Here is a 23,977-nt window from a genome sequence, read left to right as displayed (position 1 = left end):
GCCTTGCGGTGTTCCGACGCAGGCCAGTCTCAAGAGAAATCCTGCGTGAGGGCGGTGGCGAACCGCTCCAGCGCCCAGTCGACCTGATCACCGGTGATCACCAGTGGCGGAGCGATGCGGATCGTGTGCTCATGGGTATCCTTGGCGAGGATGCCATTGGCCTGTAGCGCCTCACAGTAGCGGCGCGCGCGGCCAGCCTCGGGATGCAGTTCGACCGCCAGCATCAAGCCGCGCCCGCGCACCTCGCGGATCGTGTTGGCGCGGATGTCTTTCAGGCCTTCGAGAAAGCGCGCGCCCTGCTTGGCCGCGTTTTCGATCATTCCTTCCTCGATCAGCACGCGCATTGCCGCGCGCGCGACCGCGCAGGCGAGCGGGTTGCCGCCGAAGGTCGAGCCGTGCTGCCCGGGCCTGAACGTGCCGAGCACCTCGTTGTTCGAAAGCACCGCCGACACCGGATAGAAGCCGCCGGACAAGGCTTTGCCGAGCAGCGTCACGTCCGCCTCGATACCTTCGTGCTGTTCGGCGAGCAGCTTGCCGGTGCGGCCGAGCCCGGTCTGAATCTCGTCGAGCACCAGCATCACGTTGCTGGCGGTGCAGAGCTCGCGCACCTTCGTGAAATAACCGGCAGGAGGAATGATGACGCCGGCTTCGCCCTGGATCGGCTCGACCAGGAAGGCAACGGTGTTTTGCGTGATCGCTGCCTCCAGCGCCGCGGCGTCGCCGAACGGGATGATCTTGAAGCCCGGTGCGAACGGCCCAAAGTGCTTGCGCGTCTCAATGTCCGTGGAGAAACCGACGACACCCAGCGTGCGTCCGTGGAAATTGTCGGTGCAGACGATGATCTCGGCTTGGCCGTCCGGCACGCCTTTGACCTCGTAGCCCCATTTGCGCACCGACTTGATCGCACTTTCGACTGCCTCGGCGCCGCTGTTCATCGGCAGCACCTTGTGGGAGCCGGTCAGCGCCGCGATCTCCTCGTAGAATGGGGCGAGCTGGTCGTTGTGGAAGGCGCGGGAGGTCAGCGTCAGCCGGTGCGCCTGTTCCACCATCGCCGCCAGGATTTTGGGGTGACAGTGGCCCTGGCTCACCGCCGAATAGGCGGAGAGGCAATCGAGATAACGGTTGCCTTCGGTATCCCAAACCCAAACGCCTTCGCCGCGCGACAGGACGACCCCGATCGGCTCGTAGTTATAGGTGCCGAGGCGCGCTTCCGTTGCCAGGAAATCAGTGACCGACAGGTTCATCTTCGTCACTCCAGCTCGTCTGCCTCGCGCAGTCTAACCGATATTGCGCGAGTCGTTCAAAAATCCGCGGGCGGCCGCCTTACTCCGTATCGCGGTGCTCGAGCTCCAGCGTCACCAGCCTCGCGAGCAAGGTGGCCGGATAGAGCTGTCCGAATATGGCTTCGAGATTGCAAAGGCTGCGAACGATTGGATGCACGGGCGAGACGTCGCCGTAGCCGGTCGTCGTCATGGTCGCGAAGCTGAAATAGATCACCTGGCTTGCCAGCGCCGGACTATCCTCCACTTTCATGCCGGAAAATGCTTCCGGCACGAGCGACCCGACGAAGGTGAAAAGGGCTGCGAAGATCACGGCAACCGTGAGGTAGAGCAGAACGGCGCCGACGACGCGATGATAGTTGATGCGTCCGGGCGCGAAGGTCGCGCGCGCCACCGCCCAGGCCATCGTGACGCCGACGATGAACCACGCGCCGGCGAAGAGGTTGAGGTCTAGCAGCGAGGGCGAGTGGAACCGCAGGACGGCGCCGGTGACGATCATGACGAGTGCGAGCAGCATCGCGCCGACCGCGATCGGACTCCCGGAAATGATGAAGATCCCGCAAACGAGCAGCAGGGCGAGCACGAGCTCGGACACCTGAAAGGCGAAGATCCCGAGTGCCTGGAGCGGTGCAACGACGAACATCATCACGACTAGAAGTCCCGTCAGTGCCGTCAAGAGGGGATCGCCCCAGCGCTTACGCAAGCTCTCGATACTCATGTGAGTCCTCGCCACGTATCAGCCGATCGCGCATGGCACGCTCAAAAATCCGCGGAAGCGGACGCGTCCGCCGCGCAGCGGTTGGCCGCTCAAGGCATAGTTCGGGAAGCGCGCCAGGAAGCGCGAAATCGCGATCGCGCCTTCCAGCCGCGCCAGCGCCATGCCGGCGCATTGATGCGCGCCGGTGGCGAAGGCGAGATGCCGGTTCGGCGTGCGCGCGATGTCGAAGACTTCAGGATCAGGAAATTGCGCGGGATCGCGGTTCGCAGCGCCGATGCACAGCGTGATCGACGTGCCGGCTGACAGCATCACGCCGCCGAGTTCCACCGGTTCGGTGGTCATGCGGTTGCCGAGCTGGTTCGAGCTCTCATAGCGCAGCATCTCCTCGACTGCCGTCTTGATCAGGTCGGGGTTCTGGATCAGCCGCTGCTTCTGGTCCGGATGACGATCGAGGGCCACGAGGCCATTGCCGATCAGGTTGGTGGTGGTCTCATGGCCGGCATTGAGCAGGAAGATGCAATTGTGCAGCAGCTCGGTCTCGGTCAGCCGTTCGCCATTGTCTTCGCCGTCACCTTCTCCCTGGATCAGGCGCGTCAGCACGTCGCGCTCGGGATTGCCGGGCTTCTGGCGGCGCCGCGCGACGAGCGTCTCGAGATAGGCAAGGAAATCCTTCACCGCCTGATTGCCGCGCGCAAAAGCGTCTGGCGAGACGACGGGTTCGAGTGCGCCCAGAATCGCCAGCGACCAGTCGCGCAGCCGCTCGCGCTCGTCATGGGGCACATCGAGCAGGTTGCCGATCACCTCGATGGGAATGGAGGCGGCGAAGTCGCCGATCAGCTCGCAGTCGCCTTTGGCCGCGATGGCGTCCAGCAGCCGGTCGACCAGCGCGACCAGGTCGCCCTCCATGCTCGCGATCGCGCGCGGCGACAGCGCGCCCATGATCAGGCGCCGCACGCGGGTATGGGCGGGCGGATCGTTGAAGACGAGGCTCGTGGTGTGGTGCTCGTAGAGCAGCGAGGCGCCGTATTTCGGCGCAAACTCCTTCTTCTTGTCAGAACTGAACGATCTCGTGTTCTTGTAGGTGGTGACGAGATCGTCATAGCGCGTCAGGAACACCGTGCCGTTCGGCAGGCGCTTGACCGGCTCGTTCTCCCGCAGTGCACGATAGGTCGGGTAGGGGTTGTCGTAGAATTCGGGCGTCAACCGCTCCAGATCGAAGCTCGCCGCCAGCTCTCTCGCGTGTGCGTTCATCCCGCCATACTCACCGGTTAAAGCCGATATGCCGTTATTGTTCTTCGAACGACGCATGCGTCCGTCTAGACTTCTTCCGACTTGCTAGCCGACTGGACACCAAAATGCACGCACGCACTGATGCCGATGCTCCGCCGTCATGGCCTGACGAGATCTTCGCGGTCCTGGAGCGTTTCGAGGTCCGCCAGGTGGCTTATGTGCCGGATGCCGGACACTCCCAACTCATCAGGCGCGTGCTCGCATCCTCCGCCATGCGCGGCATTCCGCTGACGACCGAAGAGGAGGGCGTGGCGCTGCTCGCCGGCGCCTGGGCCGGCGGACAGCGCGGCGTGCTGCTGATGCAGTCGAGCGGTGTCGGCAACTGCATCAACATGCTGTCGCTGATCCCGATCCTGCGTTTCCCGTTCCTCACGCTGGTGACGATGCGCGGCGAATGGGGCGAGTTCAATCCCTGGCAGGTGCCGATGGGATCGACCACACAGGGCGTGTTCGAACTCGCCGGCGTTAAGGCGCTGCGCGCATCGCATGCCGCCGAAGTGCCGGCCGTGTTAGAGGCCGCCGCAGCCCAGGCTTACAACGCGTTGACGCCGACCGCCGTTCTCCTGTCGCAGCGCCTGATCGGCGCCAAGGTTTTCACGAAATGAGCAAGACCAATCTGCTCGATCGTCGTCAGGTCGTCGCCGCGCTGCTTGCGAACCGCAAGGATGTGGTCGCGATCGGTGGCTTAGGGGCCTCGACCAACGACATCACCGCCGCCGGTGACCATGCGCGCAACTTCTATCTTTGGGGCGGCATGGGCGGCGCCGCGATGATCGGCCTTGGTCTGGCGCTGGCCCAGCCCAAGCTGCCGGTGCTGGTGATCACCGGCGACGGCGAGATGCTGATGGGGATGGGCAGCCTTGCCACCATCGGACTGCAGAAGCCCACCAACCTCTCGATCGTGGTGCTGGACAACGAGCGCTATGGCGAGACCGGCGGCCAGACCAGCCACACCTCGGCCGCCGCCGATCTCGTCGGCGTTGCCAAGGCCTGCGGCATCCACGACAGCCGGGCGATCTCCAGCATGGCGGAGGTCGAGAGTTTCGCCGCGTCCGTCCATGACGTCTCGGCCGGTCCCCGTTTTGCCAATGTGAAGATCGACAGCGCCGAGTTGGCCCGGATCCTGCCTACGCGCGACGGCACCTACATCGTCAACCGGCTGCGCGGCGACCTCGGCTTCCCGCCGATCTAGCTAGGTCCAGCACCTTGAGGGGCGATATCCGCTGAATCGGCAGTGCATTTTGGTTGCATCGCAGCATACTACTTGACTTTTGCGTGGGTGAGTGCTTACTCACTAGCATGAGCTCATTGCGTATGACGAGCGACCTGAGGAGGCAACTCATCCTCGGTGCCGCCAAACGTTGTTTTGCCCGTCACGGGTATAGCGGCACCACGACCAAGAGCGTGGCGGCCGCCGCGGCCATTTCCGAAGCGCTGCTGTTCAAGCATTTCCCGTCCAAGGCGGCGCTCTACGCCGAAATCCTCAGCGACGAGTGCGAGGCCGATCCGGCGCTGATGGAGCTTCTGGAGCGGGAGCCGTCGACCGCAACCCTGGTCGAACTGATCCGCGGCATGGTCCAGCACTTCGTGCAGATCGCTGAAGGACCGGATCAGGAGGAGGCGCAGCGCCTGCGACTGATGGTCACGAGCCATCTGGATGATGGCGAATTCGCCCGCCTGCTATATGCCAAGATCGAGAATCTGATCGGAGCGGTCTTCGTCGCCTCGCTGGAGCGCGCGGTCGCAGCCGGCGATGCGAGGCCCTGCGCAACGGATCCGCTCAACCTGTTCTGGTTCGCGCATCACGCGGCGATGACGGCTGCGCTGACCAGGCTGCCGGCTACGCCCTGCCTCGCTTACGGCAAAGCGAACGATCTGGAGCGGCAGCTCTGTGAGTTTCTCCTGAGAGGTATCGGACTTAACGACGCCGCAATTGCTTCGCATCTGGGCCACGGTTTGGCGCCGGGTGCCGGCGAGGCGACGATTGCAGAAAGTGCATGACATGAACATCGTGGCTGAACACAAAATATCGGGCGAACCAATCGACAAGGCGCCCAAGCGCCCGGTCAGGCCGGTGCGCTGGTTCATCATTGTCGGTTTGCTGCTCGGCGCACTCGTCGGCGGGCTGGTCTGGTTCAATTCTTTCCGTGGCCAGATGATCAAGCAGTTCTTCGCCAACAACAAGCCGCCGCCGGTGAGCGTCAGCGCCGCCGAGGCGAAGTCCGAGGTGGTGCCGAACCTGCTCACCGCGGTCGGCGAGCTCGCCGCCGTGCATCAGGTCAACGTCACCGCCGACGTCAACGGCCGTGTCACCGAGATCAAGTTCGAGCCGGGCGCGCATGTCGAGGAAGGCACGCCGCTGGTGCAGCTGTTCGACGCGCCGGAGCAGGGCGACCTTGCCAACTTCAAGGCGCAGGCGACGGTTGCGCAGCTATCGCTCGACCGCGCCAAGCAGCTCGCCTCGCGCCAGTTCGGTCCGCAGGCGACCGTGGATTCGGCGCAGGCCGCCTACGACCAGGCGCAGGCGGGCATCGCCAAGACCGAGGCGCTGATCTCGCAGAAGCTGGTGCGGGCTCCGTTCTCCGGCGATCTCGGCGTGCGCAAGGTCGAGGTCGGTCAGTATCTCACCGCAGGTACGGCCATCGTCTCGCTGACGGACCTTTCTGTATTGTGGGCCAACTTCACGGTGACGGAGAAGGACTCTGGCAATCTCAAGGTCGGCCAGGTCGTGCGGCTAAAGGTCGACGCCTATCCGGGCCGCATCTTCGAGGGCAAGATCACGACCATCGAGCCACAGATTGCTTCCGACACGCGCAACATCCGCGTCCAGGCGACGATTGCGAACCCGGACAAGATCCTGAAACCCGGCATGTTCGTGACCACCACGGTGGTGCTGCCAGACAAGCCGCCCGTGATCACCGTTCCCGAAACGTCGGTCGACTACACGCTCTACGGCGACTCCGTGTTCGTGATCACGGAAAAGCACGGCGAGGACGGCAAGACAAGCCTCTCCGCGGTGCGCACCTTCGTGCAGACCGGCAATCGCGTCGAAGGACGGGTCGAGATCCTCAAGGGTCTGAAACCGGGCGACAAGGTCGTCGCCGTCGGTCAGCTCAAGCTGCAATCGGGGGCGTCGGTCGCGATCTCGACGGATCCGACGCCGGCCGTTCCCGCGCAACCGCCGCGTTACTGACGACGCGTTCGCGTGATCCGGCCTGCCGGCCGGGTCACGCCACTCAAGCAAAACGAATTCGAGATCGCCGCGATGGCCTTTACCGATATCTTCATCAAGCGCCCGGTCCTGTCGGTCGTCGTCAGCCTGCTGATCCTCCTGATCGGCCTGCGTGCTGCGATGGTGCTGCCGATCCGGCAATATCCGAAACTGTCGAACACGGTCGTCAACGTCACGACCTCCTATCCCGGCGCGTCCGCCGACCTGATCCAGGGCTTCATTACCACGCCGATCGAACAGGCGGTCGCCTCCGCGGAGGGCGTCGACTACATCACGTCGTCGTCCGTGCAGGGTACCTCGACGATCCAGGTCTACATCAAGCTGAACTTCGACCCGAACCAGGCGCTCACCGAGGTGCTCGCCAAGGTGAACTCGGTCAAATACCTGATCCCGAAGGAGTCCAACGACCCGGTCGTCACCAAGACCACCGGCCAGACCACGGCCGTGATGTATATCGGCTTCTCCTCCGAGGAACTCTCGGGCTCGGCAATCTCGGACTATCTGACGCGCGTGGTGCAGCCGGTGCTGTCGACCGTCGATGGCGTGGCGTCCGCCGACATCCTGGGCGGCCAGACCTTTGCGATGCGGTTGTGGCTTGATCCCGTGAAGATGGCCGGCCGCAACGTATCGCCGGGCGATGTCGCGGCTGCGATCACCGCCAACAACTTCCAGTCCGCGGCGGGCCAGACCAAGGGCTACCTCATCGTCTCGAACATATCGACGAACACGGGCCTGACCGACGTCAACCAGTTCAAGAAGTTAATCGTCAAGGCCAAGGACGGTGGCTTCGTCCGGATGGAGGACATCGCAACCGTCGAGCTTGCGGCCCAGAGCACGGATGCAAGCGTCGCCTTCAACGGCGAGCACGCGATCTTCATCGGCGTGAACGCAACACCGCAGGGCAACCCGCTGACCCTCGTGAAGGGCGTGCGCGCGCTGTTCCCCGAGCTCGAGCGTAATCTCCCGCCCTCGATGAAGATGAAGGTCGCCTACGACTCGACCAAGTTCATCCAATCCTCGATCGACGAGGTCGAGAAGACGCTGGGCGAAGCGGTGATCATCGTCATCGTCGTGATCTTCCTGTTCCTGGCGTCGTTCCGCTCGGTCATCATCCCCGTCGTCACCATTCCGCTCTCGATGATCGGCGTGTGTACGCTGATGCTGGCCCTGGGCTTCAGCTTCAACCTCCTGACGCTGCTCGCGATGGTGCTCGCGATCGGTCTCGTGGTCGACGATGCCATCGTGGTGGTGGAGAACATCCACCGCCATCTGGAGGAGGGCAAGTCACCGGTGCAGTCTGCGCTGCAAGGCGCGCGCGAGATCGTCGGTCCCGTCATCTCCATGACCATCACGCTCGCCGCCGTGTACGCCCCGATCGGCTTCCTCGGCGGCCTGACCGGCTCGCTGTTCCGCGAGTTCGCCTTCACGCTCGCGGGTTCGGTGATCGTGTCGGGCGTGATCGCGCTGACGCTGTCGCCGATGATGTGCTCGGTGCTTCTGAAGAACACTGAAGAGGGCCGGTTCGCCAAGCTGGTGAACAAGGTGTTCGGCGCCGTGACGCGCTGGTACGGCCGCCGGCTCGACCGCTCGCTCGACTACAAGGCGGTGACCGGCCTCTTCGCGGTGACGATCCTTGGTCTCGTCGGCTTCCTCTACATGCATACCTCGAAGGAGCTCGCACCCGAGGAAGATCAGGGTATCGTGTTCTCGGTGATCAAGGCGCCGAAATACGCCAACATCGACTATCTCGATTTCTATGGCGACAAGCTCGACAAGAAGTTTCAAAGCTTCCCCGAGACCGACCTGCGCTTCGCGCTGAACGGCATCAACGGTCCGCAGAACGGCATCGCCGGCATGCTGCTGAAGCCCTGGGATGAGCGCAAGCGCTCGTCGATCCAGCTCAAGCCGCTGGTGCAAGCCGAGCTTTCCAAGATCGAGGGCGTCCAGGCTTTCGCCTTCAACCTGCCGCCGCTGCCGGGTGGGCCGGGCGGCCTGCCGGTGCAGATGGTCATCAACTCGACGGCCGGATTCCAGGCCGTCTATGAGCAGATGGAGAAGCTGAAGGACGCCGCGCGCAAGAGCGGCATGTTCATCGTCTCCGACAGCGACCTCGCCTACAACCAGCCGACGGTGAAGGTCAAAGTCGATCGCACCAAGGCCCAGGACCTCGGCATCAACATGCAGAATGTCGGCGGCGCGCTCGCGGTGCTGCTCGGCGGCAATTACATCAACCGCTTCAACCTGGAGGGCCGTTCCTACCAGGTGATCCCGCAGGTCCCGCGCGAGAAGCGGCTCTCGCCGGAGTCGCTCGATGGCTTCTACGTCACGACCAACACCGGCCAGCAGCTGCCGCTATCGACGGTGGTGTCGATCGAGACCTCGACCGATCCGAATGCGCTGACCCACTACAATCAGCTCAACTCGGCGACCTTCTCGGCCGTGCCGATGCCCGGCGTGACCGTCGGCGCTGCGGTCGACTTCCTCGAAGCCGAGGCCAAGAAGCTTCCGCAAGGCTTCAGCCACGACTACCTCGCCGACTCCAGGCAGTATGTGCAGGAAGGCAACCAGCTCGCGGTCACCTTCGGCTTCGCGCTGATCATCATCTTCCTGGTGCTGGCGGCGCAGTTCGAGAGCCTCCGCGATCCGCTGGTCATCATGATCTCGGTGCCGATGGCGATCGTCGGCGCCCTGATCCCGCTGTTCTTCGGCGCGGCGACGATGAACATCTACACCCAGGTCGGCCTGCTGACGCTCGTGGGCCTGATCACCAAGCACGGCATTCTGATGGTGGAGTTCGCCAACGAGCTCCAGATCAACGAACGGCTCGATCGCCGTTCGGCCATCGAAATGTCGGCCCGCATCCGTCTGCGGCCGATCCTGATGACGACGGCTGCGATGGTCACCGGCCTGATCCCGCTGCTGACGGCGACCGGGGCAGGTGCGGCGAGCCGCTTCTCGATCGGCCTCGTGGTCGTGGCCGGCATGTCGATCGGCACGCTGTTCACGCTGTTCGTGCTGCCGGCGGTCTACGTGGTGCTCGCGACCGACCACCGCGCCAAGACCGAATCCGAGCGGAACGAGCAGATCAAGGCGCTGGATATCGGCTCCAGCGCGCTGCGGCCGACCTGAGGCCGTTCGATCGAAGATGCAAAGCGGCAATGGCATCGCCATTGCCGCTTTTTTCTTGTCCTGTGCTAGACTTGCGCGGCGCGCTGTTGCGCCAGAGCAGGGAAGGCAAAATGAAGCGGCGCGAATTCCTCGGGGGGCTCGGCTGCGCTTCGCTGTTGTGGCCTGGCTCGGCGGCGGCTCAGGGCGGCCGGACCTACCATCTCGGCACACTGACCCCGATCGCGCCGATTGCGGAGACCAGTCCGCGCGGCAAGATCCTGATCGGGACGCTTGGCGGGCGTGGGTTTCGCCTCGGTCAGAATCTGACCCTTGAGCCTCGCGGCGCGGCCGGCGATGTCGCAAAGCTCCCCTCGCTGGTCGCCGAACTGAAGTCCAGGGGCGTCGATGCCATCGTGATCATAGGCTATCCGACGGCCATGGCCGCCAAGGCGGTGGGCGTTCCGACAGTTGCGGCCAGCGGCATCGGCGATCCCGTCGAGACCCGGCTCATCGAGAGCCTTGCCCATCCAGGCGGCAACATCACTGGCATTTCGGACGTCGCGGCGACGCTCAGTGCCAAGCGGCTGGCGCTCCTGAAGGAGATGTCGCCGAAACTGACCAAGGTCGCCATGCTCTGGAACAAGGACGATCTCGGCATGACCATGCGCTATCAGGCGTCAGCGAAGGCCGCCCAGGCGCTGGGACTGACGGTGCAGGCGCTTGGCGTCCGCGAACCTGACGATTTCGACGAGGCTTTCTCCGTGATGAACGGCGATTTGCCGGACGGCATCTTGATGGTGGCGGACGCGCTCACCATTCTCAACCGCAAGCGGGTGTTCGAGTTCGCCATCGTCCGGAAGCTGCCGGCGATCTACGAAAATGATGACCTCGTGCGCGACGGCGGTCTGATGTCCTACGGACCGGACCTGTCCGAATCCTTCGAGCGGGCTGCCGCGCTGGTCGCTCGCATTTTCAACGGCGCGAACCCCGGTGATCTGCCGTTCGAGCAGCCGACCCGCTATCCCCTCGTGCTCAACCTCAAGACGGCGAAGGCGACCGGACTCGAGATTCCACCGACCTTGCTGGCGCTCGCCGACGAAGTGATCGAGTAGCCTTGTGCACTGCGGCAAGAGACAAGCCCCGGCCTTCTTGCTAGGTTTGCGGGATGAGTATTTCCCTCCATCCCGATACGCCGCAGGGCCGGTCGCTGCCCGGTAGCGCAATGGCGAGCGATGCCGCTTCCGGGAAGGGCCCGCGATCCGGGGTCCGGACCCGGCTGTTCACCAAATATGTCGGGCTGTTCGTGGCTGTGGTGGCCGTTGCGCTGCTTGCCAACGGTCTCTTCGAGGTGTTCTTCTATTATCGTGAGCACAAGGCCGCGCTGATCCGCGTTCAGCGCGAGCAGGCCGAGGCGGCGGCCGCCAAGATCAGCCAGTTCGTCAAGGAGATCGAGAGCCAGCTTGGCTGGACCACGCAACTGCCGTGGTCTGCCGGCTCGATCGAGCAGCGCCGCTTCGATGCGCTGCGGCTGCTGCGCCAGGTTCCGGCCATCACCGAACTCGCCCAGGTCGATTCGACCGGCAAGGAGCGCTTGCGCGTCTCGCGTCTCGCCATGGATGTCGTCGACAGCGGAATCGATCTGTCGAACGACGCGAAATTCACCGAGGCTGTCGCGCACAAGGTCTACTACGGGCCGGTGTATTTCCGCCGGGAGTCCGAGCCCTATATGACGTTGGCATTGGCCGGCACACGCAAGGACGCCGGCGTCAGCATCGCGGAAGTGAACCTGAAGCTGATCTGGGACGTCGTCTCGCAGATCAAGGTCGGCGAGCACGGCCACGCTTTTGTAGTGGGCTCGCAAGGACGTCTGATCGCCCATCCCGACATCAGCCTCGTTCTGCGCAACACCGACATGTCAGGCCTCGAGCAGGTGCGCGCCGCCCAAGGCGGTGGCGGCACCATGCCTGATGCGTTGCAGGAGGCGACGAATATCCAGGGACAGAAGGTGCTGACCGCGTCGGCGCCGATCGCGCCGCTGGGCTGGACCATGTTCGTGGAGCTTCCGGTCGAGGAGGCCTATGCCTCGCTCTATGCCTCCCTGCAGCGTCTCGCCATCGTGCTGCTCGCAGCATCCATCTTCGCGGTGCTCGCAGGGATTTTCCTGGCGCGGCGCATGGTCGGCCCGATCCAGGCACTGCGCACCGGCGCCGAGCGCATCGGCGGCGGCGACTTCTCGCAGCGCATCTCGATCAGGACGGGCGACGAGCTGGAAGGGCTCGCCAACCAGTTCAACGACATGGGCGCGCGCTTGCAGGAGTCTTACGCGGATTTGGAGAAGAAGGTCGAACAGCGCACGGCGGAACTGAGCGAATCTCTTCAGCAGCAGACGGCAACCTCGGAGGTTCTGGAGACTATCAGTTCGTCCGCCGGCGAACTGCAACCGGTCTTCAACAAGATGTTGGAGAATGCAACGCGGGTCTGCGGTGCAAGCTTTGGCGTCATGGATCTCTGGGACGGAGAGCGATACAATCTGGTATCAGATTACAATCTGCCCCCGGAATTTGCAGCCAGGCGGCAGCCCACGATTGCTCCACATCCCGAGAGCGGCCTTGCCGAGGTTGCCAGGACGCATCAGGTTGCCCAGGTCCTCGACGTTCGCGAAGGCGCTGCCTATCGTGCCGGATCCGAGATGGCGGTCTTGCTTGCTGATGTCGGGGGCGCGCGCACGACACTCATGGTGCCGCTATTGCGGGAGAATGAGCTGGTCGGTGTGATAACGATCTTTCGCCGGGAGGTTCGCGCGTTCACCGATAAGCAGATCGCATTGGTGGAGAATTTCGCCAATCAGGCGGTCATTGCGATTGAGAACGCTCGACTGCTCAAGCAGCTTCGTGAGCGCACCAGCGAGCTCTCCCAATCCCTCGACGAGCTGCGCACCGCGCAGGACCGCCTGATCCAGACCGAGAAGCTGGCTTCGCTCGGCCAGCTCACCGCCGGCATCGCGCACGAGATCAAGAACCCGCTGAACTTCGTCAACAATTTCTCTTCGGTGTCGACGGAGCTGATCGACGAGCTCAACGAGGTGCTGCAAGGAGCCGGCCTCGACGACAAGGCCAAGGAGGAGGTCGCCGAGCTCACCCATATGCTCAGGGGTAATCTTGAAAAGGTGGTGCAGCACGGCAAGCGCGCCGATTCCATCGTCAAGAACATGCTCTTGCATTCGCGCGAAGGGTCGGGCGAGCGTCGCCCGGCCGACATCAATGCGCTCGTCGAGGAGAGCCTCAACCTTGCCTATCACGGCGCGCGTGCCGAAAAGCCGGGCTTCAACATCACGCTCAAGAGCGACCTCGATCCGGCCGCCGGCATGCTCGACATCTATCCGCAGGAGATCACCCGCGTCTTCCTCAACCTGATCTCGAACGGATTCTATGCCGCGACCAAGCGCAAGGAGAGCGAGGGCGGTGCGTTCGAGCCGACGCTGAGGGCGTCAACCAGCAATCTCGGCAACAGGGTCGAAATCAGGATCCGCGACAACGGCACCGGCATCCCGCCCGAGGTGAAGGAAAAGATGTTCAATCCCTTCTTCACCACCAAGCCGGCCGGCGAGGGAACCGGGCTTGGCCTATCCATGAGTCACGACATCGTGGTGAAACAGCATGGCGGCATGATCGACGTAAATTCTGAGCCGGGTGCATTCACCGAATTCATCATCACGCTGCCGCGCACGCTGGCAGCACAAGGCAATACCGGAGGCAGGACTTGAACGTCTATATCCTTGTCGTCGACGACGAGCCCGACGTTGAGGCGCTGTTTCGCCAGCAGTTCCGGCGCGACCTGCGCGCGGGCCGTTTCCAGATGGAGTTCGCGCCCTCCGCACCGGTGGCGATCGAGCGCGCAGTCGCCGTGCGCGATCCCTCGCTGATCCTGATCCTCTCCGACATCAACATGCCCGGCATGAGCGGGCTCGACATGCTGCCCAAGGTGCGCGCGGAACGGCCCGATGTGCCCGTGATCATGATCACGGCCTACGGCGATGCGGAAACACGGCGCAAGGCAATCGAGCGCGGCGCGGTCGGGCTTCTAACCAAGCCGATCGATTTTGCGCTGCTGCGGCAAGAGATCGACACCAGGCTCGAGCAAGCGGCATGACATCCACGATTCTCTTTGTCGATGATGAGCCCGATCTGGAGGCGCTGGTCCTCCAGAAGTTTCGCAGGCAGATCCGCGAGGGACTCGTCAGCTTCATGTTTGCCCATGATGGCGTCGAGGCGCTGCAATCGATCGAGCTGCATCCGCATGTCGATCTGGTGGTGTCCGACATCAACATGCCGCGGATGGACGGGCTGTCGCTGCTCCAGAAGCTCCAGGAGGCCGAGGACAAGAAGTCGACCATCATCGTGTCGGCCTATGGCGACATGAGCAACATCCGCACCGCGATGAACCGCGGCGCCTTCGACTTCCTGACCAAGCCGATCGATTTCGTGGATCTGGAGACCACGATCCAGAAGACCATCCGCCACGTCGAGACGCTGCGCGAGGCGCGGCGCCGCCAGCTGGAGGCCGAGCGCGCCCACGCCTCGCTGTCGCGCTATTTCTCGCCCGAGATCGCCAAGCGTCTGGCTGCGGTGAGCGGCGAGAGCGACGGCATGGAGGTGAAGTGGCGCGACGTCGCGACCATCTTCACCGATATCACCGGCTTCACGACGCTAGTCGAGAGTGCGGCGCCGGAAACGCTGGGCGCGCTTCTCAACGCGTATGTCGGCGGGATGACCGACATCGTGTTCCAACACGAAGGCACCGTCGCGAAGATCATCGGCGACGCCATCCAGGTGCTGTTCAACGCCCCCGGGGATCAAGCGGACTTTGCGACGCGTGCGGTCGCCTGCGCCCACGATCTCGATATATGGGCCGAAGGCTTTCGCCAGCGCTGCAAGGACAAGGGCGTCAATTTCGGCACGACACGCATCGGTGTCCATGCCGGGCCCGCGCTGGTCGGTAATTTCGGCGGCAGCCGCTTCTTCGATTACACGGCCTATGGCGACACCATCAATACGGCGGCGCGGCTGGAAGCAGCCAATAAGCACTTGGGCACGCGCATCTGCGTCAGCGCCACCATCGCCAAGGCGGCTGCGAATTTTCGAGGCCGACCAGTGGGCGATCTCATGCTGCGCGGCCGCAGCGAGCCGCTGCGCGCCTTCGAGCCGCTCCCGCCGGCAAGATTCGAAACGCCTCTGACGGCGCAATATTCCGAAGCCTTCGCCAAACTGGAAGCCGGCGACGTCGCGGCCATGCCGGCTTTCGCCGCTCTGGTCGGCATGCACGCCGACGATGCGCTAGCCGGATTCCACCTCAAGCGCCTGCTCAACGGCGCCAAGGGCGTGCGCATGCAACTGGAATAGGGGTCGAAATGACCAGCGAATTCGCAGCCGGCAATTATCGCTTCATCCCGTCCGTGTTCCAGTATTCGGCTGGCGCCGCCGCCGATCCCGGCTACGAGATCGAGCGCGTTCGCTTCGATCGTCTGGCGCCGCTGGCGGAGGGATTTGCGTCGGCCGCAAAATTCATCCGGGAGGCGGGACGGCCACTCACTGCGTTCTGCGCCTGCGAGCTGCGCTCGCCGGCCGCGTTCACGGAAGAGGGCTTCCGTAACTTCAATCTGCACTACGTCAAGACACTGTCCGAGTGGGGCATCTTCGACGGCACCACCAATCCGGTGGCGCGCAGCAATGTCTGTCCCGAGATCGATCCGCCCGCCGAGCCCTCATTCCATGCGTTCTCCTTCACGCGCCCGACGCGGTCGAGCACGCCGACCTTCGTGATCGCAGGCGGCGCCGAGGCGCGGGAGGGAAGCGGCAGTTATATCGAGCGCACCGTGCGCTACCGCGACCTCAGCCCGGAGGGCATCACGGAAAAGGTCCGCTTCACCACCTCGCAGATGGAGAGTCGCCTTGCGGCATTCGGCTTTGGCTGGAAGGAGACGACGGCGGTGCAGGCCTATTCGATCCGCGATTTCCACCACGCGCTGGCCGACGAGCTGGTGCGTCGCGGCGCGTTGCGCTCCGGCCTGACCTGGCACTTCGCGCGCCCGCCGGTGGTCGATCTCGAATTCGAGATGGATTGCCGGCGCGTGGTGCGGGAAGTCATGCTCTAGCTAGCGCTGGCGCGGATCGAGCGCGTCGCGCAGGCCGTCGCCGAGCAGGTTCAGGGACAGCACGACCAGGAAAATTGCAAGGCCCGGCCAGATCGCCATCCACGGCGCCTGTGTCAGAAAGCGCTGGGCGGCGTTGAGCATGCTGCCCCAGGACGGCGCCGGCGGCTGCTGGCCGAGGCCGAGGAAGGACAGCGCGGCTTCCGCGATGATCGCCGCGGCGATCGACAGCGTCGCCTGGACCAGGAGCGCCGGCAGGATGTTCGGCAGGATATGCGCGAATGCGATGCGCCAGGACGGGTTGCCGAGCGCGCGCGCGGCTTCGACATAGTCTTCGGCCTTGACGCTGAGCACCTGCCCGCGGGTCAGGCGAATGAACACCGGCGTCGCCGAGATGCCGATCGCGATCATGGCGTTGCCGAGGCTCGGGCCCAGGAACGCCGCGAGCGCGATCGCGAGGATCAGGAACGGGCACGCGAGCATCGCATCGGTGATCCGGCTGATCAGCGCGTCGGTGAAGCCGCCCCGGTAGCCGGCGAGCAGGCCGAGCGGCACGCCGATGCCAAGCGCGATTGCGACCGAGATGGCGCCGGCGAGCAGCGAGGCGCGCGCGCCGTAGACGACCCGGCTCAATATGTCGCGGCCGAGCTCATCGGTGCCAAACCAGTGCAGCGCGCTGGGCGGCTTGCGCACCAGGCTCCAGCTCGTGGCGACGGGATCGAAGGGAACGATCAGCGGCGCCAGCAGAGCCAGCAGGATGAACGCCGTCATCACGAGGAGTCCCGCGACCGCCGCCTTGCGCTTGAACAGGCGCCGCCGGGCGCGGCGTGCGGGACTGTCGAGCTCGCGCGTATCAGTGGTGGGATTGGCCGAGAGCACGGCGTCGGTCATGGCCTAGCCCCTCAGCCGCGGGTCGACGAGGATGTAGGCGATGTCGGCGATCAGGTTGAGCGTGATGTAGATCGTTGCGGTGACCAGCACGACGCCCTGGACGACCGCGTAGTCGCGGTTGAACACGGCATCCACGATCAGCTTGCCGAAGCCGGGAATGGAAAAGATCTGCTCGGTCAGCACCGCGCCCGAGAGCAGCGTGCCGAGCTCGAGCGCGCCGAGCGTGATCACCGGCGTCAGCGCGTTGCGCATGGCGTGCTTGAGGATGACCGAGCGCTCCAGGAGGCCCTTGGCGCGCGCGGTGCGGACATAGTCGCTCTCCAGCACCTGAAGCATGGCGCTCCGCGTATGCCGCATCAGGATCGCGGCGATGGCATTGCCGAGCACGAAGGCGGGCATGATGGTCGCGGCAAGGCTCGCGCGCCAATCCTCCGTCAGCGGCACGTAGCCGGAGGCCGGCAACCAGCCGAGCTCGATCGAGAACAGGAAGATCAGCATGATGCCGAGCCAGAAGTTCGGTGTCGAGATGCCCCATAGCGCAAACAGGTTGGCGCCGTAGTCCCAGGCACTGCCTTTCTTGACTGCCGAGATGATGCCGGCGGGAATGCCGATCAGGAACGCGATCAGGATCGCCATCGATGCGAGTTGAAGCGTCACGGGAAGCTTCTGTGCGATCAGTTGGCGCACCGGCATCTTGTTGCGCAAGGACTCGCCGAGATCGCCGGTCAGAACCCCTTTCACCCAATAGGCGTATTGGACGGGAATCGGTTGATCGAGCCGGTATTGCCGGCGGATCTGCGCGATCACGGCAGGATCGCGCTCTTCGCCGGCCATCACCAGTGCCGGATCGCCCGGCAGGAGTTGCTGGAGCGAGAAGATCAGCACCGACACGAAGAATAGCGTCGGCACGATCTGCGCGAGACGGCGGGCGAGGAAGTTCAGCATGCACACTCCCGTGTCCCGGGCGCAGCGCAACATGCAATGTTGCGCTGTTGAACCGGGACCCATGGATCGCGGTTCGCAGCTGTGGATCCCCGATCAGCATTGCGCCGCTGGCGCGCTGCAATGCGTCCGGGACAGGAGAACTTGCTCACTACCGTCACTTCAGCTTGAGGCCGACGACGCGTACGAGACCGTCCGGCATCTGCTTGTAGCCTTCAAGCTTGGTCGTATGGGCGATGATGATGCGGCGGTGGTAGAGATAGAGGATCGGCTCGTCCTCCTGAACCAGCTTGGCCAAGGTTTCATAGATCGCTTTGCGCTTGTCGGGATCGGTGACGAGCCGCGCATCCTCGAGCGCCTTGTCGGCTTGCGCGTTGCTCCACGCGCTGTAGTTCTGCGGGGCGTCGCTATGCAGGAAGATGTAGGCGTTGCCGTCGGGATCGACGCGGCCGCTCCAGGCAAGCATGTAGGCCTGATAGTCGCCGGCTTCGGCCTGCTTGAGCCCCGTCGCGAACTCTGTGACGCGGATCTTCATGTCGAAGCCGGCTTCTGCAGCCATCGATTGGATCACCTGTGCCGGAGTCTCGGTTTCTGCGCCCTTCGGCACCAAAATCGACTCTGACCGGAGGCGTCACGCCGGCTTCCTTCAGCAGGGCCTTGGCCTTCTCCACATTGCGGGCAGGGACGGGAAACGCCTTTTGATAATAGGGGTGATCCGGCATGACCCACTGGTTGCCCGGCTGGAATTCGCCGTTGAACACGACCTGGTTAATGGCGTCGCGGTCGATCGCAAGATCGAGCGCCTGGCGCACCTTGGCGGATTGGCTGAGCGGTCCCTTGGCCTGGTCCTTGCCGATGTTGAGCGTGATGCCCTGATAGCCGAGCTCGATTGCTGTCGCGACCTTCAGCCGCGAGTCGGCCCGCACATCCTTCAGATCTGTCGCGAGCACGCGCTCGATCAGGTCGAGCCCGCCGGATTTCAGATTGGCAAGCCGCACGGTCGCATCGACGATCGGCTGGAACACGACGCGGTCGATGAAGATGTTGTCCTTGTTCCAATAGTCGGTGAATTTCTCGAACACGATGCGATCCTGTTGCACGCGCTCGACGAATTTGTAGGGACCGGCGCAGACCGGATGCAGGCCGAACTTGTCACCTTCGGCTTTGGCCGCTTTCGGCGACACCATCATGCCGGCGCGATCCGTGAGCTGTGCGAGCAGCGGCGAGAACGGCGCCTTCAACACCAGCCTGATGGTGAGGGGATCGATCACCTCGACATGGTCCACCGAGGCGAGCTCGGGCTTGCGGAACGAACCCGGGAAGGTGAGATGTCGCTCGAGGGAGAACTTTGCCGCCTCCGCGTCGAACGGCTCGCCATCGTGGAATTTCACGCCAGGCCGAAGCTTGATCACGAGTGCCTTCCCGTCGTCCGCGGTCTCGCTGGACAGCGCGAGCTGCGGCACGATGTTGAGCTTCTCGTCGATGTCGAACAGCTTGTCGCAGAATGCGGAGAACACGATGCGGCCGACATAGGTGCGCGCCATGGTCGGATCGAGGATATCAGGGTCCTCGGCGAGGCCAATGCGCAGCGTGGTCTGGGCCTGTGCGACGCCGAGTGACACCAGTAACATGGCGGCGGTGGCCGCGAGGCGGAACATCTTCATTGCATCATCCCCAAGGCTTCTCTGACATGGCTGGCGGCTAGCTCGGTGTTGCCGGTGCATCCTGTATACCAACCCCGGAGGGGCCAGCGCCTTCCGTCTTTCGGCTGAAGGCGGCAACCAATTTCGCAAGCGCCGGCGACAAAGCGTGCGGGGCGGGCAGGATGGCGTCGGCGGGGGGCAGCTCCGCGACGCGGTGACATGCCGTGGCATGGCCGCTGCTATCAGCCAAAAGTAGCGGTGCCTCGCTGCGGCAGCGGTCGATCACGAACGGGCAGCGGGTGTGGAAGTGGCAGCCTGCGGGCGGATTGAGCGCGCTCGGCATCTCGCCCTGAAGCACAATGGCGCTGCGCTTGGCGTGCGGCTGCGGCAGGGGAATTGCGGATAGCAGCGCGCGGCTATAGGGGTGGCGCGGTGCGGCGAAGAGCGCATCGGCTTCGGCCGTCTCGACGATGCGGCCGAGATTCATCACGGCGACATGGTCGGCGATATGCTTCACCACCGCAAGGTCGTGAGACACGAAGATGTAGGCGAGGCCGAGCCGGTCCTGCAATTCGCGCAGCAGGTTCAGGATCTGCGAGCGGATCGACACGTCGAGCGCCGAGACCGGCTCGTCGCAGATGATCAGCCTGGGCTCGACCGCGAGCGCGCGGGCAATCGCGATGCGCTGGCGCTGGCCGCCGGAGAATTCGTGCGGATAGCGGCGCGCCAGCCAAGGCTCCAGGCCGACCAGCCGCAACAATTCCGCGACGCGCTCGCGTCGGCGCGATGGCGGGACGAGGTCATGCAGCGCCAGCGGCTCTGTCAGGATCTGGCCGACCGTCATGCGCGGGTTGAGCGAGCCGTAAGGATCCTGAAAGATGATCTGCGCCTTTCGACGGAAGGCGCGCAGAGCAGTGGCGTCGAGCGCGAGCAGATCGCGACCTTCGAAACGAACGCTGCCGGCATCCGGCTCGATCAACCGCAGCACCAGCCGGCTGACGGTCGATTTGCCGCAGCCGGATTCGCCGACCAGCGCCAGCGTCTTGCCGGCTTCGAGTGCAAAGCTCACGCCATCGACTGCCTTGACGAGGACCTTGGGCCGGCCGAGCAGCGAGCGCTCGGCGACGAAGTGCTTGACCAGATTTTCGACCTCGAGCAGCGCCATCACGACACCAGTTGCTCGAGCGGCGCGCGGATGCAGCGCGAGAGGTGGCCCGAGCTGACTTCCGCGAGTGGCGGCGGTGCTTTCGTGCAGGCGTCCAGCACGAACGGGCATCTTGCCGCGAAGCGGCAGCCGGCCGGCGGCTGCGCCATGTTCGGCACCATGCCTTCGATGGTCGCAAGCTGCTCGGTGCGATGGTCGAGGCGCGGGATCGAGCCGAGCAGGCCGACGGTGTAGGGATGCTGCGGCGAAGCAAACAATTCGTCCACCGGCGCGCGCTCGACGATCTCGCCGGCGTACATCACCGCCACCTCGTCGCAGACCTCGGCGACGACGCCGAGGTCATGGGTGATCAGGATGATGGCGGCGCCGCTCGCCGCCTTCAATTCGCGCATTAGCTCCAAAATCTGCGCCTGCAAGGTGACGTCGAGCGCCGTGGTCGGCTCGTCGGCGATCAAAAGGCGGGGGTCGCAGGCCAGCGCCATCGCGATCATCACGCGCTGGCGCATGCCGCCGGACAGCTTGTGCGGATATTCGTCGATGCGACGCTTGGGCGAGGGGATATGGACGCGGCGGAGCAGCTCGATCGCCCGCTCGCGCGCGCGCTTCTTTGAGCCGCCACGGTGGCGCAGGATCGTCTCGATGATCTGGTCGCCGATGGTGAAGCTCGGATTGAGCGAGGTCATCGGCTCCTGAAAGATCATCGCGAGCCGGTTGCCGCGCAGGTCGCGCAGGGTTTGGTCGGAGGTTTGCAGGAGATCAACACCATCGAAGCGGATGTTGCCGGTGACCTCGCTGGTCTGCTTCGGCAACAGTCCCATGATCGCAAGCGACGTCACGCTCTTGCCGCAGCCGGATTCGCCAACGAGGCCGAGCGTCGCGCCGTTGGCGACACTGAGATCGACGCAGTCCACCGCGTGCGTGATGCGGCCGTCGTCGCCGCGGAAGCGGACGCGCAGGCCCTCGATCTCGATGAGGGGCGCCGCGCTCATTGCTCTGTCGTGCGGGCCGCCGCAATGCGGGCATCGATCACGGCGCGATCGGTGATCCCGGCCGGGTTCTGGCGCGTCGGCAGCGAGTCGCGGAAATGCACCCAGAGCTCGTTGCTGACCTGCTCGAGCCGTGCCAGCTCGGCAAGCGGATCGGGATGATCGTCGACGCGCAGGTCGAGCGCGGACCATTCCTCCTCGCCATGGATGAGCAGTGCAGCAGACTGCTTGCCGCGCTTGTCGCCGCCGGCGGCTTCGCCGGCGCGCATCGCCGCCAGCAGGCGGCGCGCGAAGGGCAGGCTGTCATTGGCGATGTAGGTCTTTGCCGTCTCGCTGAGGACGTCGGGACCGGCAAGCATGTTGCCGGCAATGGAGAAGCCGCTTCCCGCCGTGTGTCCGCACCAGTCGACGCAGTCGCGGCCGGTATGTGCCGCGACCTCACCGCTGGCGTCCATGACGTGGACCTGGCGGCTTTCGCGGCCATCATCGGTCGCGAGCAGCGCTGCGAGCACGTCATGCGCATTCAGGCCTTCGCGCAACAGCTTGACGCCGTCGATGCCATAATAAGGATTGACGAAAGCTTGCGTTGCGATGGCGCCAAGGCCAGCGGCGATGAAGGGTACGCGCGCGCCGACGGCGAAGAAACGCGTCGCGACCGCTATGCCGAACTGGCCGTTGGCAGGATCTCGCGCGATGATCGACCAGGTCATGTCGTGCTCGCAGTCCTTCAGAGTTCTGCCTTCAGCGTCCTGCCGCGTAACCCTGCATGCCCCGTGGATTCGCGGCGGCGCGCCGGCGTACCCCGACGCGCGCTGCGGCGGTGAGACGGCCTTCGGACCAGTCGGGACCGACCTCCACGATATGCCCGCGCTCGCGCAAATTCTCGATCGTAGCCTTGGGTACCCGGTTCTCGACCACGAGGACGCCGGGACGCGCGGTGCGCGGCCAGAACGAGATCGGGAAATGCTCGGAATGCCAGGCCGGAGCGTCGATCGCCTCCTGGAGGTTGAGGTTGCAATGGACATGTCGCAGGAAGAACTGCGTGACCCACTGATCCTGCTGGTCACCGCCCGGGGATCCCCAGGCGAGATAAGGCTCGCCGTCGCGCAGCGCCATGGTCGGCGACAGCGTCGTGCGCGGCCGCTTGCCCGGCGCAAGCGAGGCGGGGTGGCCTTCCTCCAGCCAGAACATCTGCGCGCGGCTGCCCAGGCAAAAGCCGAGCTCCGGAATCACCGGTGAGGATTGCAGCCAGCCGCCGGACGGCGTTGAGGACACCATGTTACCGGCCTTGTCGATGATGTCGAAATGCACGGTGTCGCCGCGCACCTCGCCAAAGCGGCCGACCGTCGGCTCGCCGGCGCCAAGCGCACCGACAGCCTCGCGTTGACCTTCGGCGCGGCGCAGCTTGACGACCCCGCCAAAGCCTTCGACCGAACCGGGCCGGAACTCGAGCGAGGCCTTGTCGGTGACGAGCTTGCGGCGTTCGTCGTTGTAGGCATCCGACAGCAGCGTCGCGATCGGGATTTCGTTGAACTTGGGATCGCCGTAGAACTTTTCGCGATCCGCGAAAGCGAGCTTGGCGCATTCGATCTGGAGATGGATGAATTCGGGGCCCGTCGGATCGAGCCCGTCGAGGGCAAAGCCTTTCAGCAGCGCGAGCTGTTGCAAGGTGACCGGACCCTGGCTCCAGACGCCCGCCTTGCAGACGGTGTAGCGGCCGTAGTCATAGGTCAGCGGCGCTTCGATGGTCGGCTGCCAGCGCGCCATGTCGTCGGCCGAGAGCACGCCGCGATGCGGCGCGCCGCTGACGTCCATCACCTCCTGCGTCCGGCAGAACTTGTCGATGGCCTCAGCGACAAAGCCTCGCGACCAGGCCTTTCGCGCGCGCTCGATCTCGGCGTCGCGGTCACTGCCGCCGTATTCGGCTTCGCTCAGGATGCGTGAATAGGTGGCGGCGAGGCTCTTGTTGGTGAAGAGCGTGCCGGGTTTTGGAACTTCGCCGTTCGGCAGGTAGACGGCAGCCGACGTCGGCCAGTGCTTGCGGAACAGCTGCTCGACGGTCTTGATCGTCGCGCAAGCGCGCTCGACCAGCGGATAGCCGTCGCGCGCGTAGGAGATCGCAGGTTCGAGCACGTCGCGCACACGCATCGTGCCGTAGTCGCGGAGCAAGAGCATCCAGGATTCGAAGGTGCCGGGAACGCATGCCGCGAGGAGGCCTGTGCCGGGCACCATGTCGAGCCCTTCGCTCTTGTAATGGGCAATGGTGGCGCGCGCCGGCGCCGGGCCCTGGCCGCAGATCACCTCGGTCTGTCCGCGTTTGACGTCATGCAGGATGATGGGAACGTCGCCGCCGGGACCGTTGAGATGTGGCTCGACCACCTGAAGCGTGAAGGCGGTCGCGACGCCGGCGTCAAACGCATTGCCGCCTTTTTCGAGGATGGCCATGCCGACGGCGGTCGCGATCCAGTGCGTGGCGGCGACGACCCCGAACGTGCCTTCGATCTCGGGCCTCGTCGTGAAGGGATCCGGATTGATGTTGCTGGCCATGGGAGATCACTTTTCTTGTTTACGGCG

General features: G+C 64.4%; 19 protein-coding genes and 1 pseudogene. 10 read left to right on the top strand and 10 right to left on the bottom strand.

All coding sequences use genetic code 11. From position 1 onward, the window contains the following. Positions 1 to 29 precede the first annotated feature (29 nt). The 3 genes from rocD to QA640_RS30180 all read right to left on the bottom strand — a co-directional run bounded on the left by rocD (position 30) and on the right by QA640_RS30180 (position 3,249). Positions 30 to 1,244 carry an ornithine--oxo-acid transaminase gene (gene rocD / locus QA640_RS30190; RefSeq protein WP_283042929.1) on the bottom strand — a complete coding sequence of 405 codons (1,215 nt, stop codon included), beginning with the start codon at positions 1,242 to 1,244 and terminating at the stop codon, positions 30 to 32. Between the two features lie 79 nt (positions 1,245 to 1,323). Further along, positions 1,324 to 1,998, bottom strand: a complete 675-nt coding sequence (locus QA640_RS30185) for a potassium channel family protein (protein WP_283036504.1) — start codon at positions 1,996 to 1,998, stop codon at positions 1,324 to 1,326. Positions 1,999 to 2,016: 18 nt separating this feature from the next. Beyond that, positions 2,017 to 3,249 carry a cytochrome P450 gene (locus QA640_RS30180; protein ID WP_283036503.1) on the bottom strand — a complete coding sequence of 411 codons (1,233 nt, stop codon included), beginning with the start codon at positions 3,247 to 3,249 and terminating at the stop codon, positions 2,017 to 2,019. Between the two features lie 104 nt (positions 3,250 to 3,353). Between QA640_RS30180 and QA640_RS30175 the strand changes: the two genes are divergently transcribed. From QA640_RS30175 to QA640_RS30130, 10 genes are all read left to right on the top strand, one after another. Further along, the gene (locus QA640_RS30175) at positions 3,354 to 3,893 is read left to right on the top strand and encodes a thiamine pyrophosphate-binding protein (RefSeq protein ID WP_283036502.1); all 540 of its coding nucleotides are present in this window, start codon (positions 3,354 to 3,356) and stop codon (positions 3,891 to 3,893) included. After that, positions 3,890 to 4,480, top strand: coding sequence for a thiamine pyrophosphate-dependent enzyme (locus QA640_RS30170; protein ID WP_283036501.1), 591 nt, complete (start codon positions 3,890 to 3,892; stop codon positions 4,478 to 4,480). The genes QA640_RS30175 and QA640_RS30170 overlap by 4 nt, the downstream gene beginning before the upstream one ends. A gap of 122 nt (positions 4,481 to 4,602) precedes the next feature. Beyond that, entirely contained in the window at positions 4,603 to 5,289 is a 687-nt protein-coding gene (locus tag QA640_RS30165) for a TetR/AcrR family transcriptional regulator (protein WP_283036500.1), read from the top strand. A gap of 1 nt (position 5,290) precedes the next feature. Continuing rightward, complete coding sequence (locus tag QA640_RS30160) at positions 5,291 to 6,481, top strand: efflux RND transporter periplasmic adaptor subunit (protein WP_283042928.1); 1,191 nt, start codon at positions 5,291 to 5,293, stop codon at positions 6,479 to 6,481. Between the two features lie 72 nt (positions 6,482 to 6,553). Then, a complete protein-coding gene (locus QA640_RS30155; RefSeq protein WP_283042927.1) occupies positions 6,554 to 9,649 on the top strand; it encodes a MexW/MexI family multidrug efflux RND transporter permease subunit in 3,096 nt (1,031 codons plus the stop codon). A gap of 110 nt (positions 9,650 to 9,759) precedes the next feature. Further along, a complete protein-coding gene (locus tag QA640_RS30150) occupies positions 9,760 to 10,740 on the top strand; it encodes an ABC transporter substrate-binding protein (protein WP_283036499.1) in 981 nt (326 codons plus the stop codon). Between the two features lie 53 nt (positions 10,741 to 10,793). Continuing rightward, positions 10,794 to 13,391, top strand: a complete 2,598-nt coding sequence (locus tag QA640_RS30145) for an ATP-binding protein (RefSeq protein ID WP_283036498.1) — start codon at positions 10,794 to 10,796, stop codon at positions 13,389 to 13,391. Continuing rightward, entirely contained in the window at positions 13,388 to 13,777 is a 390-nt protein-coding gene (locus QA640_RS30140) for a response regulator (RefSeq protein ID WP_283036497.1), read from the top strand. The genes QA640_RS30145 and QA640_RS30140 overlap by 4 nt, the downstream gene beginning before the upstream one ends. Beyond that, complete coding sequence (locus QA640_RS30135; protein ID WP_283036496.1) at positions 13,774 to 15,027, top strand: adenylate/guanylate cyclase domain-containing protein; 1,254 nt, start codon at positions 13,774 to 13,776, stop codon at positions 15,025 to 15,027. Before QA640_RS30140 ends, QA640_RS30135 begins: the two co-directional genes overlap by 4 nt. Before the next feature lie 8 nt (positions 15,028 to 15,035). Further along, positions 15,036 to 15,779: a hypothetical protein gene (locus QA640_RS30130; RefSeq protein ID WP_283036495.1), complete on the top strand. Its 744-nt coding sequence runs from the start codon at positions 15,036 to 15,038 to the stop codon at positions 15,777 to 15,779. On the opposite strand, the gene QA640_RS30125 is transcribed toward QA640_RS30130, so the two are convergent. From QA640_RS30125 to QA640_RS30095, 7 genes and pseudogenes are all read right to left on the bottom strand, one after another. Next, the gene (locus tag QA640_RS30125) at positions 15,780 to 16,667 is read right to left on the bottom strand and encodes an ABC transporter permease (protein WP_283036494.1); all 888 of its coding nucleotides are present in this window, start codon (positions 16,665 to 16,667) and stop codon (positions 15,780 to 15,782) included. It lies immediately after the preceding gene. A gap of 3 nt (positions 16,668 to 16,670) precedes the next feature. After that, on the bottom strand, positions 16,671 to 17,612 hold the full coding sequence (locus QA640_RS30120) for an ABC transporter permease (protein WP_283036493.1): 942 nt from the start codon (positions 17,610 to 17,612) through the stop codon (positions 16,671 to 16,673). Positions 17,613 to 17,766: 154 nt separating this feature from the next. Further along, a pseudogene (locus tag QA640_RS30115) lies at positions 17,767 to 19,273 on the bottom strand (ABC transporter substrate-binding protein). Positions 19,274 to 19,310: 37 nt separating this feature from the next. Next, positions 19,311 to 20,417 carry a dipeptide ABC transporter ATP-binding protein gene (locus QA640_RS30110; RefSeq protein ID WP_283042926.1) on the bottom strand — a complete coding sequence of 369 codons (1,107 nt, stop codon included), beginning with the start codon at positions 20,415 to 20,417 and terminating at the stop codon, positions 19,311 to 19,313. After that, entirely contained in the window at positions 20,417 to 21,406 is a 990-nt protein-coding gene (locus QA640_RS30105; RefSeq protein WP_283036492.1) for an ABC transporter ATP-binding protein, read from the bottom strand. Before QA640_RS30105 ends, QA640_RS30110 begins: the two co-directional genes overlap by 1 nt. Beyond that, entirely contained in the window at positions 21,403 to 22,113 is a 711-nt protein-coding gene (locus tag QA640_RS30100; RefSeq protein WP_283036491.1) for a DUF1028 domain-containing protein, read from the bottom strand. The genes QA640_RS30105 and QA640_RS30100 overlap by 4 nt, the downstream gene beginning before the upstream one ends. A 31-nt stretch (positions 22,114 to 22,144) precedes the next feature. Beyond that, on the bottom strand, positions 22,145 to 23,950 hold the full coding sequence (locus QA640_RS30095; protein WP_283036490.1) for a gamma-glutamyltransferase family protein: 1,806 nt from the start codon (positions 23,948 to 23,950) through the stop codon (positions 22,145 to 22,147). Positions 23,951 to 23,977 lie beyond the last annotated feature (27 nt).

This window comes from Bradyrhizobium sp. CB82, from assembly GCF_029714405.1.
GTDB lineage: Bacteria > Pseudomonadota > Alphaproteobacteria > Rhizobiales > Xanthobacteraceae > Bradyrhizobium.
Note: the sequence above shows the minus strand (reverse complement) of the source record. Positions and strands in the feature narration are given on the sequence as shown.